Annotated in this window: 11 protein-coding genes and 1 other RNA gene; 6 read left to right on the top strand and 6 right to left on the bottom strand. The window is 44.8% G+C overall.

Annotation, left to right across the window (positions count from 1 at the left end; translation table 11 throughout):
* Window positions 1-19 precede the first annotated feature (19 nt).
* The 3 genes from ASC49_RS05985 to ASC49_RS05975 all read right to left on the bottom strand — a co-directional run bounded on the left by ASC49_RS05985 (window position 20) and on the right by ASC49_RS05975 (window position 7,314).
* Complete coding sequence (locus tag ASC49_RS05985) at window positions 20-1,975, bottom strand: methyl-accepting chemotaxis protein (RefSeq protein ID WP_055462318.1); 1,956 nt, start codon at window positions 1,973-1,975, stop codon at window positions 20-22.
* A 237-nt stretch (window positions 1,976-2,212) separates the two neighbouring features.
* Complete coding sequence (locus tag ASC49_RS05980) at window positions 2,213-3,142, bottom strand: diguanylate cyclase domain-containing protein (RefSeq protein WP_055462317.1); 930 nt, start codon at window positions 3,140-3,142, stop codon at window positions 2,213-2,215.
* The gene (locus ASC49_RS05975) at window positions 3,142-7,314 is read right to left on the bottom strand and encodes a PAS domain-containing hybrid sensor histidine kinase/response regulator (protein WP_162265196.1); all 4,173 of its coding nucleotides are present in this window, start codon (window positions 7,312-7,314) and stop codon (window positions 3,142-3,144) included. Before ASC49_RS05975 ends, ASC49_RS05980 begins: the two co-directional genes overlap by 1 nt.
* Before the next feature lie 532 nt (window positions 7,315-7,846).
* Between ASC49_RS05975 and ASC49_RS05970 the strand changes: the two genes are divergently transcribed.
* A complete protein-coding gene (locus tag ASC49_RS05970; RefSeq protein WP_055462315.1) occupies window positions 7,847-9,007 on the top strand; it encodes an alpha-hydroxy acid oxidase in 1,161 nt (386 codons plus the stop codon).
* A gap of 72 nt (window positions 9,008-9,079) precedes the next feature.
* On the opposite strand, the gene ASC49_RS05965 is transcribed toward ASC49_RS05970, so the two are convergent.
* Together ASC49_RS05965 and ffs are read right to left on the bottom strand one after the other, a co-directional pair.
* On the bottom strand, window positions 9,080-9,337 hold the full coding sequence (locus ASC49_RS05965; RefSeq protein ID WP_055462314.1) for a helix-turn-helix domain-containing protein: 258 nt from the start codon (window positions 9,335-9,337) through the stop codon (window positions 9,080-9,082).
* Window positions 9,338-9,441: 104 nt separating this feature from the next.
* An RNA gene (ffs, locus tag ASC49_RS19575) (signal recognition particle sRNA small type) lies at window positions 9,442-9,538 on the bottom strand.
* 203 nt (window positions 9,539-9,741) lie between these two features.
* Here ffs and ASC49_RS05960 point away from each other — a divergent pair.
* The 5 genes from ASC49_RS05960 (at window position 9,742) to ASC49_RS05940 (ending at window position 14,768) form a co-directional block, all read left to right on the top strand.
* Complete coding sequence (locus tag ASC49_RS05960) at window positions 9,742-10,605, top strand: 6-carboxytetrahydropterin synthase (RefSeq protein ID WP_055462313.1); 864 nt, start codon at window positions 9,742-9,744, stop codon at window positions 10,603-10,605.
* Window positions 10,602-11,006, top strand: coding sequence for a phosphoribosyl-AMP cyclohydrolase (gene hisI, locus ASC49_RS05955; protein ID WP_055462312.1), 405 nt, complete (start codon window positions 10,602-10,604; stop codon window positions 11,004-11,006). Before ASC49_RS05960 ends, hisI begins: the two co-directional genes overlap by 4 nt.
* Before the next feature lie 346 nt (window positions 11,007-11,352).
* Complete coding sequence (locus ASC49_RS05950; RefSeq protein WP_055462311.1) at window positions 11,353-13,020, top strand: methyl-accepting chemotaxis protein; 1,668 nt, start codon at window positions 11,353-11,355, stop codon at window positions 13,018-13,020.
* 65 nt (window positions 13,021-13,085) lie between these two features.
* Entirely contained in the window at window positions 13,086-13,859 is a 774-nt protein-coding gene (locus tag ASC49_RS05945) for a class II glutamine amidotransferase (RefSeq protein ID WP_055462310.1), read from the top strand.
* A gap of 147 nt (window positions 13,860-14,006) precedes the next feature.
* A complete protein-coding gene (locus ASC49_RS05940) occupies window positions 14,007-14,768 on the top strand; it encodes an SDR family NAD(P)-dependent oxidoreductase (protein WP_055462309.1) in 762 nt (253 codons plus the stop codon).
* Window positions 14,769-14,839: 71 nt separating this feature from the next.
* Here ASC49_RS05940 and ASC49_RS05935 read toward each other — a convergent pair whose 3' ends face one another.
* Window positions 14,840-15,796, bottom strand: a complete 957-nt coding sequence (locus ASC49_RS05935) for an isopenicillin N synthase family dioxygenase (protein WP_055462308.1) — start codon at window positions 15,794-15,796, stop codon at window positions 14,840-14,842.
* Between the last annotated feature and the right edge of the window lie 11 nt (window positions 15,797-15,807).

Here is a 15,807-nt window from a genome sequence, read left to right as displayed (position 1 = left end):
CTTTCTTTATGCTTTACGATTAGAAGGTAAAGACCTTCATCTGTTGTTTCAAAGCACCGATACGTTCACGCAAATTACGCGTCGCAAAGCTTGACTGGTCAGCCATTTGGGAAGCACTTTCTCCTTGCTGTGACAATGCCTGCAGCCCTTCATGTACTTCCCCAATAGACAGCTCTTGCTCTTGAGTACTCTTGGCAATCTGTGCATTCATATCAAACACTGAACGCAACTGAGCACTCATTTCGTCTAGCTTATTGCGCGTTTCTCGTAATCCTGATAAGCCACTTTCTGTGCTGTTTACGCTGTTTTGCATTTGGTCAGCCATTCGCTGAGTTGCACCACGTAAACTATCAATCATACCTTGAATATTAGTGGTTGAATCCGATGTACGCTGTGCTAACTGACGTACTTCATCTGCCACGACAGAGAATCCACGTCCATGCTCTCCTGCACGCGCCGCCTCAATCGCCGCATTCAACGCCAATAAATTGGTCTGCTCCGAGATACCACGAATAACATCCAACACAACAATAATCTCATCACCATGATGCTGCAGCACTCCCATCTCTTCACGGTTTGAACTCATTTCTTGTTGTAGATTTTCAATTGCATTGACACTTACTTGAAGATGTTCAACGGATTGCGCCAGAATATCACGGCCCTCATTCGACTGCTCTCCGGCTTCTTTTGCTGCGTGTGCAATCAAAGACACTTGCTCTGCAATCCCTTCCATCGTCGCGGAAATCTGCGCCAGAGCCGCTTGCTGTTCATGGAAAGACTGCGTTGTACTTTGTGCCCCGCTCTCTAACTGCGATGACAAACTTTCTGTTTCATCAGATACCTGTGCCACCTCATGCATCGTTAAGCGTAGTCGCTCCATTAAATGCGTTAATTGTAGACAAAGATCCCCAATTTCCGCTCGATCACGAGTACTAAACTTCAATGACAAATCCAGTGTCTCTGATGCTCGGCTAATTTGTTGACGCAAACGCACCACAGGGCGAATCAAAGCACCTGTAACCGGATACAGCACAGCCAAAGCAATAATTAACAAAAGCGATGCTAGGGCAAAGATAACTTTCTGATTCTCTCGAATATCCGCTGTGATATCACTGGTCGGCACGGTCGCGACAATATAACGCTGTAAACTAGGAATCCAATAGGAGGCGATGTAGCTTTCACGCCCTTGCCAATCCCCTTCGACCACTTTAACTTTTTGGCTAGGACTCGCAATTAAAGGTGCAATGACTGGGTTTTGGCTTAAGTTAAGATCTTGGCCAATATTTTGCGGGCTAACATCCACATGGCCATTTGCCCCAACCATCAATACAGTACCGTTATTACCAATCTGATAAGACTGTATCAATTTCGCCACCATTGCCAAGTCCATGACTCCGCCAGCGACAACATATGGATGTCCTGAAGCAAGCTGCTCAGTACTGGAATAGTTGATAAACATCCGTAGCTCATCACCACTGAAATCATTTGAATCTAAGTTCAATTCGTACTCTGTACGACGGCTCAGATAGTCAAAATACCAGCTATCATCCTTATTAGACTGCTCTAATGGACGACCATGCAGTTGGCCATTTTCATAATGATAATAAACCATGCGCTCACCATCATTTGCAGCTAGGAAGACGCCTAACGCTCCAATAGAAGACTGAGTTTTCACCATGGTTTTTGAAACTAACTCAAAGCCGCCTTCAGGCATACCATCCTTTACCCACTGACTGATGGTAGGGTTATTTGCTAGGGCTTGTGAGCCAGCAATCATGATATTAAGCTCAGCTTGAATACCACTGCCGATCCCTTGTAACGCGAGCGGAAGCTCATAATTCTCAAGACGCTCTAAGCGATCCTGACTAGATAAGATCGCTTGTGCCGTCATGACAATTAACAACTGAGACAGCAGTATCAATGCAACTACTAGATAAAAGCGTGTACGTAAGCTTAAACGATGCCAATATTCCATTATTAACTCCCTATCCTAACTTCAGTCGAGGTGCTGGATGAGCATGCCACTAAATTTTTATTTCGTAAGGCGAGTCAATGGAGAAGGTATTAGAAAATACGTATATGAGGGCAAGTCATTCCATTGACTATTGCTTTACGAAACTAACATGGGCCATCATAAATAACTAGATTTAAATAGTAACCTTGAGCAATTAAGCCACCACTTTATGAAAAGTAATTCTTAGATTTTAAATCATCAGAAAGGATTTAAAATTTCTTTCAAGAAAACCTGATTTCGACCCGCATCTTTAGCTCGGTAGAGCTGGACATCACTTTGCTCCACCAAGTCGTTTAGTCTTGCTATTTCTGGATTATCGCAATATACCGCACCAGCACTTACCGTAACATAAGCACTGCATTTAGAAGATTCATGAGGGATTTTTAGTGCTGCGACAGCATTACATATGGACTCAATCAAGGATTTAACATCCAGTAAAGAGGCTTCTGAAATCAATAAAATAAACTCTTCCCCGCCATAACGAGCAAACAATTTATGATCATCATTCACCAACCTATTAATACAGAAGGACACTTTCTTCAAACAATCATCTCCAACCAGATGACCATAGCGATCATTAAAATCTTTAAAATAATCGATATCAAACATTACGACACTGAAGCCTACATTTGTTTGCTGGCTATTTGAAAAAAATATGGCTCCCTGCTCATCAAAATAGCGACGATTATAAATCCCTGTCAGACCATCTAGGTTCACTAAGCGCTTTAAAACATCCGCTTGAAACTTGAGGGTCAAATGTGCTTTAACACGTTTTGATAGCGTCAACTGGTTGATCGGCTTTTGAACAAAATCCACACCACCAGCTTCCCAACACTCCACTTCCTGTTCAGGTTCGGTAAACGAGGTAATGAAAATTATCGGAATATCGCAGTAGATAGGATTGCCTTTTAGCATACGGCACAGCTCTAAACCTGACAGCTCTGGCATGTATACATCTAGCAAAATAATATCTGGCCTCTGGGTCTTGATGAGCTCTAACGCCTCAGCACCAGAGCGGGCCATGTATATATTGTAGTCACTATGTAACACCTGATAGATCAGCTGGATATTCGATGCTTGATCATCGACCACCAGCACATCCGCCATCTCAAAGTTAAACCGTTCCATTACTTCAACCCTTGCACATAGTTGTTTAATTCTTTAGCCACCGCCTTAAAATCCAGCGCTTGCATAGCGCTCTGCACTTTTTCCAACATCGCGATGGTATCTGGCCCTGCTTGAGCTAACATGGATTCGTACACACTCATGGCCCGCATATTTGAACTCTCAAGTAATTCAATTAGCTGATCCATGGATTCACAAGTGGCTAGGTTACTTCCACAGCCATGCTCACTAACGTCAGTTTTACTTTGATTTAAAATTGCCCTAATGACAACTATTGCTTCCTGATACAGTGTTTCAATATGCCCCCTACTTTCTTGGTATCCCGTTAAATCACCGCTTTTAAGCTGACTTTCAAGCTGTTTGGCTGCATCCGCCAGTTGCTCAGCCCCAACTGCCCCCGCAGACCCTTTCAAGGAATGAGCCGACCTAATCACACCACTTCGGTCGCCATCAAGCTTCATCGATTGACAGGGCAATTGATTCATCAACTCAAGCGACTCACGCACAAAAGCCTCTAAAATTGTACGATACAGCCCATGGTTGCCCCCCATTCGAGTTAAGGCATGGGTCTGATTTATCGTCTGCAACCGACCGGATGTAGATTGATGTTCAGAAAGCACCAAGTGCTTAGCATGTAGAGCATCGTCCTGCACACTTTGCAAAATCATATCGACGAGTTGCTCAACCTGAAAAGGCTTACCTATATGAGCATTCATTCCAGCAGCTTCCGCCAAAGCACGATCGGATGCTAGGGCGTTGGCAGTCATCGCAATGATAGGAATACTTTCGGAAAGAACGCGAATGGCTTTCGCCGCATCATAACCATCCATAACAGGCATTTGAATGTCCATTAAAACGAGATCAAATGTCTCACGCTGGAACCGTTCTACCGCTTCTTGGCCATTGTTCGCAATAACAACTTCAGCGCCTTCAGACTTCAGCAACTCTTTGGCGATTAGCTGATTGGTGAGATTATCCTCTGCTAGCAATAGCTTCAATCCATTTAAGGGCAATTGATTCTCTTTCACTGAAACCGTCTCTTCTTGCTTCGAAAAATTCTCAGCACACAACTGCGCCAAACTTTTTGCCGTAATAGGCTTGCTCACATTGAAGATATCAGATCCTAGGTGATCAACTGAATACTCTTCTCTCGATAAAATAACAATTTTTCCGTTAAAAAGTGCTTTGCCAAGACGCTTATTAATAGACATCTTGGACAGATCCAAACCATGCATAAACGCCTGATCAATGAGTATCATGTCAACGGAGCAGCCAAAATCAGCTTTACGTTGTAGCTGGGCCCAAAACGCTTCGACATCTGCCGCTAAAACAGCGTCCCATCCAAGCATTTCGACTGCATGGAGCGTTGCCACACGCGATACACTATTGGAATCAAGAATCACGGCTGAATTAGAAGAGATAGAGGGAAGATGCAATGATGTCAGACTTTCACTTTGAAAAGGGATAGATAAATAAAATTCAGTCCCTTTACCCGATTCGCTATGGAAGGTCATCGAGCCCTCCATCAGCTCAACCAAACGCTTGCTGATTACTAAGCCGAGCCCTGTACCACCGTATTCACGAACTGTGGATGCTTGCGCTTGTGTAAAAGCATTAAATAAATGCTCCTGCTTCGCTTGCTCAATACCAATACCAGTATCAATTATTTCAATCAATAGCAGCTGATGATCAGTCGCTTTAAATCTCAGCACCACCTCGCCTTGGGCGGTAAACTTCAATGCATTACCAACTAAGTTCAAAATAACTTGCTGAAGACGTAGCGAATCAAGAGTCATCTCGGCTGGCAAGGCTGGATCAATATCAACAATCAATTCGATGTCTTTGCCAGCCTTATAAGCCTTTAAAATTTGCGTTAAATCGTCGACAAAATCGATTAAGCAAAACGGCTGTGGGTCCACTTCTAACCGCCCCGCTTCAATTTTCGAAAAGTCCAAAATATCATTCAAAATCGCCAATAGAGATTTGGCTGCCTTATCAGAACGTTCTATATAAGCTTTTTGCATTTCATTGAGCTCAGTGCGTCGCATAAGCTCTAAGGTTCCGATAACAGCATTCAATGGCGTGCGAATTTCATGACTCATATTAGCAACAAACTCGGATTTAATACGGTTCGACAAATCCGCTGCATTTTTCGCTTCTTTTAGAGCGTTCTCATAGCTGATACGCTGACTGATATCTTGGTTGATGCCAATAACAGTCACCCTTCCATTTTGATAGCTACTTTTTTCGAGTGACGCCGTAGCATGAATTGTTTTTCTGTTGCCTGCCCCAGTAATGACATCGAAAATAATGTCTGCTTCGGATCCAGAGTCGATTAGCATCTGAAAGTGATCTAATGCACGTTGTCGATCTTCTTCGACAACCATAGCAACCCAATTTTCAAGCTGTACAGGTTCACTGATGTCCATATCGTAAATGCCATACATTTCGGGGTTCCAATAGATTGAATTATCTGCAAGGCCCCAACTCCAAATACCAAGATGAGCGATCTCAGAAGCTTTGGTTAACTGATCTTTAAATGCGACCAATTGTTGCTGCTGATGTATCAGGTCTGAAATATTTGCGATCATCCCGAGATAACCCGTGATGTCTCCTTGTTCGTTATAGAATGCTGATGCAGAAAGGTAAACTGGCACTCGATCGCCTTGTCGAGTAATATAAGTCCATTCATGATCATTTTTCAGACCTAAGCGAGTTTTAATAACAAAGACATCGAATCCTGACACAGGCATATTCAACTCGTTACTGAGCTCTTTTGCACGGACAACAATTTCTTCTTGGTCATGGAAAATTATTGGCGTACATTTTCCAATAACCTCTTCTTTTGAATAGCCTAATAGATTCTCCGCCGCAGGATTAAAATGGGTAATAACACCACTTGTATCTGTGGCAATGATCAAGTTCTCGCCTGTCGTAAAGATGGCCTCTTGTAGGCTATAGGATTGTTTGAGTTCACGAGTCCGCTCTTCAACCTGTATTTGCAACGTTTTATTCAGCTCACTCAATTCCTTTGCAATGGCTTTTAACTCCGTCATATCGCGAATGATTTCAGAAATACCAATCACAACATTACGTTCGTTTCGTATTACCGATGCCGAAAGAAAGACGGTAATGTCTTGACCATTTTTGTGTCGACGTATCGTTTCATAGGGCTTGATTAATTGCCCATTAAGGAGTTTCTGGTGAATGTCAGCCTCTTCTTCTAAGTGTCTAGGCGACCACATTAAATCAATGCTTCTTTTGCCAATTGCCTCGTGGGGCAGATAACCGAACATCTTTTCAGCACTGGCATTCCAACTATTAATCACACCTTCTCGGTTTGTCCCAATAATAGCGTCTTGACTACTTTTAATGATGGCCGCATTTTTGGACTCATTAATGATCAATGAAGCTTGCTGCTGACTATTCCGCCTTTGAAGGATAACGATGAGCATCGAAATCAACGCCGCAGCACAAACGGCCACCGCTAATGTTAAAGCATCCATAAGTGCATGGCATCTTGCATCATGATCATCTTTAATAAGCACGATACTCAAATAATCTGAGTCATTAAGAACGACACTAACGCGCCCACGTATAAATATTGAACTCGTTATGTGATCCACTATATCGTCGAACCAACTATTATTTTGTTGCGGCAGACCAACTTCTGAAAACATTAAGCCGCTTCGACTGCTGAGGACATATAAGCCCAAGCTAGGGCTAATCGAGGCGACCATTTGTGCAAGAACGGCATCAACTTCAACGTCTATTAATAGGACGCCAAATAGCGCTCCATCGGAATCGAAAACCTTGGCGCCTAGCAATAAGAGATTAGATCGCTTTCCTTTGACGGTTTTCATAAGCCTTGAGACAAACACACTATTCGAGTCAGAAGCAGATATGTTTTCAACAAACTGCTGCTGCATCTCTAAGCTCAGGACAAATGGGCTAGACTGCTCTCTTTCAACACTCACCAGCTCATTCCAGCCATCGCGGATAGCGACATATCGTACTTTTGAAATATTAGGCTTTGACTGCAAATAGGATTCTAGAACTGACCTGAGCCGACTTTGCCATACAGCTGTCGTACTTGAATCGTGAGGGTCACGGTTATTGTTGTACAGCGCTCGCTGAATACCTTGGATAGGAGGCGCACCTCGTAGAATCGACAAATCTCCCTTTAAATCGTCGAGCCTTGCGTTAATAACATCTGCATGCGCCTTGGCCTCTAAACTGAGCGATTCTCTAATTTGAAACGCAAGTTTCGAATAGTTCTCTTGATATATCCTATAGCTAAAACCCAAAAGCAATAGGCAAAATAGCGCCACTAGGAGCACCTTAAAAGCAACGACTTTTCTCACATTCAAGCTCCCATCGCGACACATTATTCCCATATTCTAAACTTTGCTTTACACAATGTTTGTTGAGAGCTGTGTACGATTGGTAACTTTTTGAATCCGATGTGAATGGAATACAAGCTTTATAGATAGCCAAAAACAACCAAAAAAAACTCCTAAACACCTGCACCTTTAACACTCTCATCATAGCCATTTATTATCTAACGATAACATTTCCAGGGCTTCTTACTCTCAGTGCCTCTTTAACAACGTACTTTAGTCTTATACACGAGCAAATTAGTTAGTTTTATTAGTCACTTATGGTACTTTTCTAAGCCCCATTTGGATTCATTTCTAGGAGTATTAAATGAGCCTTATTTGTGAGCTTAGCGACTTGCAACGCCTATATCACAAGCGTGTACCTAAAATGTTTCAAGGATACTGTGAATCAGGTTCTTGGACACAACAAACGCTAACTCTGAATAAGTCCGATTTTAACCAAATCCTGTTTCGCCAACGGGTCGCTCGCGATCTAGAGCCTCGCTCATTACGCAGTCAGCTGGTTGGGCAAGATGTTAAAATGCCCTTGGCATTAGCGCCTGTAGGACTGTTAGGCATGCAACATGCGGATGGCGAAATTCTTGCTGCTCAAGCTGCGGAAGAATTCGGCATCCCCTTCACCCTTTCAACCATGAGCATTTGCTCCATCGAAACTGTCGCCGCGAACACTCAAAAACCTTTTTGGTTTCAACTGTATGTGCAAAAAGACCGCGAGTTTACCAAAAAGCTAATTGATCGTGCTAAAGCCGCGGGTTGCTCCGCTCTAGTGCTTACATTAGACCTACAAATGATTGGGCGTCGTCATGCGGACCACCGCAACGGCATGACGGCGCCACCTCGCCTCACGATCCCTAACATTATCGACATTGCCCGTCGTCCCCGCTGGGCACTAGACATGCTGAAAACACAGAACCGTCAATTTGGCAATATCCAAGGCTGTGCGACAGGTGTTGAAGACATGAATGACTTAATGAAATGGACCGCAGGCTCTTTCGACACCAAGCTAAGCTGGGATGACATTCGCTACTTCCGCGATATTTGGCAAGGCCCATTAATCTTAAAAGGCATCATGGAAGTCGAAGACGCGAAAGAATGTGTCAAACTGGGCGCTGATGCTATCGTGGTTTCAAACCATGGAGGCCGTCAACTGGATGGAACACGCTCGACCATCAGCACCCTACCCGAAATCGTATCAGCGGTTGGTGATCAACTAGAAGTTTGGCTCGATGGCGGCATTCGCAGTGGACAAGATATTATCCGCGCTAAAGCGTTAGGCGCCAAAGGCGTCATGGTAGGACGACCTATGGTGTATGGACTAGGCGCCATGGGCAAATCAGGCGTCTCTAAAATGCTGCAAATTTTCCACGAAGAAGCCGAACTGACAATGGCCTTCATTGGCCATCGCGATATTCACCAAATCAATCGCGATGACATTGTATTTAAGCGTGATGCCTTCGCAGATCTTTAACGCGGAATCCCGTGGCAGCGCGATATATCGTGTTGCCACGGCGCAACGCTCCGATCCTTTTTATGGATAAAGCTACATCAGTTGCCCCGCCGCCAAAATCATATCAGCTAAGGCTTCATCATCGCAGAACAAATACGCAACCGGAACCCCAAGCACATCCGCCATACGCTTTGCCATAGAATAATCAGGCGCATGCTTGCCTGTTTCATACTGACTAATACGAGCTGTGCCATGGGAACGATCAAAACCCAGCTTGGTACTAAGCTGCTCTTGAGTCATATTGGCAAGTTTACGGGCATTTTTTAAACGAATGGGTAAAGGACTTTGCACTGTTCACAATCCATAGAAACAAAGAAAACAGTGGATCATAGAGCCGAAATGGTTGTTAAGAATAACAAAAAAATAGAAAAGGGAATTTTGAATTAAGGTGGCATCTCCACCAGCCTCACCTCGGCACACGAGTCTACCGCTGTGGCTGCTTCCTTCCGGACCTGACCAGGTTAACGGTTTATCGTTGCGAGGGGACCAGCGGAGACACCATAGAGGAGGTCCCGATGACCTTGGCGAGCATTATACGCACCAGAATCGAAAGTGCAACAGATGTGTTATATTTTTCAGTCACTTAGCGAGTCTTTATAGATTTGTGTTTTATTTGACACCTTTTGTTGTTGGACGTTGGTATCCTTGTGTGCTTTTAGTACCATAGCCGCCTGTCACTTTTTGAGGATATATCGTTGAAGCTGTTTGTTAAGAACTTAACCCATGTCGACCTTTCTTACTTCTGCCCTGTGCGTGGGGTATTGGGGGAAAGCTGGCAAGCCGATATCGTGCTAACAGGGAAGCTAAACGATGAAAGCATGGTGTGCGATTTCAGCATTGTGAAAAAGATGATTAAACAATGGCTGGATGCCCATTTAGATCACACCTTAGCGATTCCTGCGCATCATCCAAATACGCGCCTAGTTGAAATGGAAAACGAGCGCGTCTCATTTAAATTTCAGCATGATAATGGCCAACGTTTCGAATGTAACGCCCCTAGCCAAGCCATTGCTCAGTTACCAGTGGCGGAAATTACACCAGAAAATGCCGCCCAATGGGTTGAACAGCAGATTCTGAATCTATTGCCAGCAGAACTAGAAGCAGTGTCGGTGCGTTTCCATCCTGAGGCAACGGATGAGGCCAATTACCAGTACAGTCATGGCCTCAAAAAGCATGGTGGCAATTGCCAACGAATCGCCCATGGCCATCGCTCGGTGATTGAAATTTACCGTAATGGTGAGCGTGACCGTACTTTAGAACAAGATTGGGCTACTCGCTGGCAGGATATTTACCTTGGCACTCAAGAAGATTTAATTGGCATTATTGAAGAACAGGGGCAGCGCTACCATCATTTTAGCTACGCCGCTAATCAAGGACTGTTTGAATTAACGATTCGCAGCCCGCAAGTGTACATGTTGCCATGTGATACGACCGTAGAATCACTGTCAGCCCACATTGCCGAGCAGCTAGCCAAAGAAAATACCGGCGACACCATCGAAGTGCACGCCTTTGAAGGCATCGGTAAAGGTGCCATTTCAGAAATGAAGGTTGAGAAATGAGTTTAAAAGCATTTGAAATGTCACCTAAAGGCACTGAGTTGGATTTAGACAAAGTGTTGGCTAATTTAAAAACCGACCAAGATGGCTTGATTGCAGCCATTGCGCAGCAGCATGATACGAAAGAAGTGCTGATGCTGGCCTACATGAATGAAAAGTCGATTCGTGAATCCCTAGAAACCGGCCAAGTGTGCTATTGGTCCCGCTCGCGTCAAACTTACTGGCGTAAGGGCGAAAGCTCAGGCCATCGCCAACGTTTGGTTTCTATGGCGTTTGACTGTGATGGCGACGCCATTCTCTTACAAGTCGATCAACAAGGCCCCGCCTGTCATACCAATCGCCGTGACTGCTTCTTCTTTGAGGTTAAAGACGGAAAAGTTAAGATCGAGTCAGATCCGCAATAAACGCCCTCTTTTTGCCCACTTTAGATCTCCAAAAGTGGGCACTCTCCTGCATAAAACCAAGTCGCCGATCTATTTAACAAAACCCTACCCTAGCCGCGTCGTTTCCAAGCTAAATGACAGTCATGCAGCCAGCCAATTCCTATAACCACTTGATGCCAAAATAGTTGCATATCATCCAACCAACACCAAAAAGCAACACATAGCACCCATTAAAATAACAACAACCCATTGAATTTAAAAGAAAAACTGGAATTAATATTGCTAGTATGGATAGATAACGGCATTACCAAGGAACAGTGATGCACAAAAACGACATCACATCAAAAATGACTATAAAGGTGACTCTATGAAAAGCCTGTCTGTTAAAACGAAAATACTCTCTTTAGTGCTGTTATTTACCTGCGCCATCTTGGCGACGGCGGTAAATTCCTCTTTAACGAGCAAGTCTGTCGCCCATGATTTGCAGGTGGTTTCTTCTCAAACATTAAGCCTGGTCAAAAGCTTAGAGAAAGCACGACAATTGCTACTGAAACAAACCGTTGAATTTGAACGGGGCTTTTTCCAAGTTTCCATTGCCAAATCAATGGGCGGGTATGGCGTTGAGCAAATCAAAGAGTCAGCAAACAATTTCCAGACCTATTCTTCGGACTTAAAATCTAGTTTGGACGCGGTTAAAACGTCCCTCTCCTCTCTTCCAAGCAATGACTTGTTACACACATTAAGCGAGCAGATTAATACCCTTGAAGCGCAACAAGTTGAGTTCCTAGGTGCCAGCACTGAAACCTACAACTGGTGGCTCCAGCTTAAAACTATGCAAGCTAACAAAGCCCGTCGCAGTGCCGATGAAACCCTGATGGCCATTAATAGCAGTATGGAAGAAATCATCAGCACTATCGATCAATACAATGAACAAGTCGCCGCTTCACAATCGGACAAATTGGATCAAGGCTTATATCAAAGTATGGGGCTTGCGGGCATTTTGATTGCCATAGGCTTAGTTTCCAGCTTGATGATTATCAACGGCATCGCTCGTCCTCTTCGTAATGTGGTGAAACGCGCAGAAGAAATCGCTTCAGGTACATTGACACGCCGCGAATCAGGCAGTCGTCGTAGTGACGAAATCGGCGCATTGGAAAACGCCTTTGATCAATTAGTCGAAAAATTAAGCGATATTATTCAAGATGTAGCGCACTCTAGTAATGCCCTCACAAAAGCCGCCCACGACTTGAACCGCATCACCGATGAATCGACACAAATGGTGGGTGAGCAGCGCACTGAAACAGGTCAGATCTCTAATGCTATTCATGAGATTCAAAGCACTGCAATCCATGTATCCGAATCAACCACTGAGGCCAGCAACGCCGCCCATGCTGCGGAGCATGCCGCAGCCGAAAGCATGCGCATTGTTCAATCTACGATCACCACGATCGAATCTCTGGCAGGTGAGATCAGTACCTCTTCAAATACCATCACCGACCTCAAGAAGAACACCGACGAAATCAATAGCATCTTAAATGTCATTTTAGGGATCGCGGAACAAACTAATCTTCTCGCGCTAAACGCTGCAATCGAAGCAGCACGAGCTGGTGAGCAAGGACGCGGCTTTGCTGTTGTAGCCGATGAAGTACGTCATCTTGCACAAAACACACAAAATGCGACTCAACAGATTGAAACGATGATTCAACAGTTACAAGCGGGAACCACTCAAGCAGTTGATGCTATGAAGGCAAGCCATGAGCGCTCAAACAGTGCGGTTAATCAAGTCCGCGAAGAAGGCGCTACACTCTCCAACATCAGCAGTTCGATTTCTCAAATCCGCGCAATGAACGATTCCATCTCTGCTACAGCAGAAGAGCAAGCTGCGGTGACAACCGAAGTCCGCCGTAATGTAGACACCATTACCACCATTGCAGAACGCACCAATGATTCGATCAACGCCATTAGTAAGCGCTCAGACGAATTGGCCTCATTAGCATCACAACTCACTGGCAAGATTGCTTACTTTAAGGTGTAATAAACGAAACTACTTGAGCAGGTGTCATTTCACCTGCTCCCTCTGCTTCCCATTTCGGAGTTTATATGTGTCGCTGGATGGCCTACCAAGGTAGCCCTGTATATTTAGAACAATGGCTGTTTGAACCAGATCATTCTTTAATTCATCAAAGCTTAAGTGCCAGAAAATCAGAGGTCACTGTTAATGCCGATGGTTTTGGTCTTGGTTGGTATGACGAACGCGAAGAGCCTGGACAGTACCATGAGATCCTACCGGCTTGGAGTGACTGCAATTTAAAAAGCCTTGCTCGACACATTAAAAGCCCCTTGTTTTTTGCTCATGTGCGCGCCTCGACAGGCACCTCGACCGCTCGTTCTAACTGCCACCCGTTTGGCTACAAAAACTGGTTGTTTATGCACAACGGTCAAATTGGTCAGTATGAACAAGTACGCTGGCAAATTGATCGCTGGATTCCTGAACACCTGTATAGCCATCGTCGTGGCAGCACGGATTCTGAGGCTATTTTCTTACTCATGGTAGCCAATGGCCTCGACGAGAATCCTGTGAAAGCGGTGAACACCACCTTGCAGCAAATACTGGATTTGATGCGCGAGAAGAATATTGAAGAGCCGCTACGCTTCACGAGTATGCTTTCCAATGGTCGCGACATGTGGGCAGTTCGCTTTTCCAGCGATGATCACGCTCCTTCCCTGTATTACAAGCAATTTGGTGAGCATGTCGTGGTTGGCTCTGAGCCTCTGGATTTATCAGGCCATGAATGGCATTTGGTTGAACCGGGCCAGATGGTGAGAGTTGGTGTTGATCACTACCAAAGCAACCAGCTTTCCCTTGAGATCTAGCGTTGAGAATTTATCAGCCATTCAAATCACCTCAAGCATCTGTCAATACGGCTGCAGATACTTATCAACCCTACAAAGTTTTTCACACGAAGCGCATAATTTTGCACTAGCTTACTAAGTATTCCCATTTATTTAAGGAGAACAACAATGGTCAACTTCGATCTAATTGGCAAAGTTGCCGTGGTGACAGGCGGCGCTGCGGGGATTGGTTTAGCCTGTGCCGAAGTACTGGTTCGCTCTGGTTCAGCAGTCGCAATTTGGGATTTAAACGATGACGATCTGCAAAAAGCTCAAGAGTACCTTTCAGAGTTTGAAGATCAGGTCTTAACGGTTGAAGTCGATGTTACCGAGTCGTCTTCCGTGGAAGCCGCGATGCGTGTCACTGTCGAAGAGTTTGGTCGCTTAGATATTCTTGTCAATAATGCCGGTATCGGTGCCAATATGAAGGATGTGTCCGAGCTAAGTGACGACGAATGGCACAAGGTAACAGGCGTGAACCTTGATGGTGTGTTCTACTGCCAACGTGCCGCATTAAAATACATGAAAGCTTCAAAATCTGGCAGCATCATCAATATGGCATCTATTTTAGGCCAAGTTGGTTTTGCCATGAGCTCTGAATACGTAGCCGCGAAACACGCGGTTGTTGGCTTAACGAAAAGTGCCGCAATAGAGTTCGCCGAGCATGGTATTCGTATTAACTCAGTAGGACCAGCGTTTATTCATACTAACATGGTGGATGGTGGTTCTCTTGATCAAGAAACGTTGGATGTATTGACGCAAAAACACCCAATGAAACGCATGGGCAGACCAGAAGAAGTGGCGAACCTCGTTGCTTTCCTTGCCAGTGATGCGGCCTCTTTCTGCACGGGAGCCTATTACCCAGTAGATGGCGGATATCTGGCACAATAAAGCCTTAATATGCAACAAGGCGCCGCTCATTTTCATGTCGGCGCCTTGTTACATATAAGCTTTAATTGTGATTAAGCGGTCTCTTTCTCACGGTAAGCATAGGTCGCATCAAAGCGGGACTGAATCCAGTCGCCACTGTAAATCGGCTGATATTTCGCAGGCTTAGTCGCACTCTGACAGGTTGGCACACAGGCCACGGTGGTCTCATAATCTGGCTCAACAAAGAATGGGAACGAGTAACGATGGACACCAGCGGCTGAGGCTTGCACACGGTGTGCTGTTGAGATGTACTCATCATTGGTCCAGCGTTGCATTAAATCTCCGATGTTCACCACCAGCGCCCCTTCCATTGGCGTAGCCTTCAACCACTCTCCATTGCGGTGTTTCACTTCTAAGCCGCCAATATCGTCTTGTAACAACAAGGTCACACAACCGTAGTCCGTATGAGCACCTGCACCATTATCATGACTATCCGCCGGACGTGGGGGGTAATGAATCATGCGCAGTACCGTCACATGGTCTTTAAAGCATCGACCAAAGAAATCCGCCTCTAAATCTAATGCTTCAGCCATGGCTCGTAATAACTGCTGCGCCACACCAAATGCTGTCACATAATAATCATGCAGAGTTTCCAGCACTACAGGGTCACTAGGATTCTGATTACGCCCGTACATTTTTGGGTATTTAACAGCCAATGGGTGATCAGATGGCAGGTCTAAGGCCATATCAAAGGTTTCTTTCCAATCCGCTTTATTGACCTCATCAAGCTGCTCTTCACCTACCGGCCCATAACCGCGATGATTGATACTGTTCTTGATATCAATTTTGAGCTTTTCCTCAAGAGGCGCATCAAAAAAACGCTTCGCGGCAGTCATCATACGCTTAATCAGCGCCTTATCGATATCCGTATTAATCAAGTAAAAGAAGCCGATTTCACGACATGCTGTATCCAGAAATTGTATTTCTTTGGCGCGCTCCGCTTTGTCTGGACTGGTAAGTTTTGAATAATCAATTAATGGAATACCCATTTAAGCTCCGA

The organism is Marinomonas fungiae (genome assembly GCF_001418205.1).
In the GTDB taxonomy this organism is placed as follows: Bacteria; Pseudomonadota; Gammaproteobacteria; order Pseudomonadales; family Marinomonadaceae; genus Marinomonas; species Marinomonas fungiae.
This window is presented reverse-complemented; position numbering and strand designations above follow the sequence as displayed.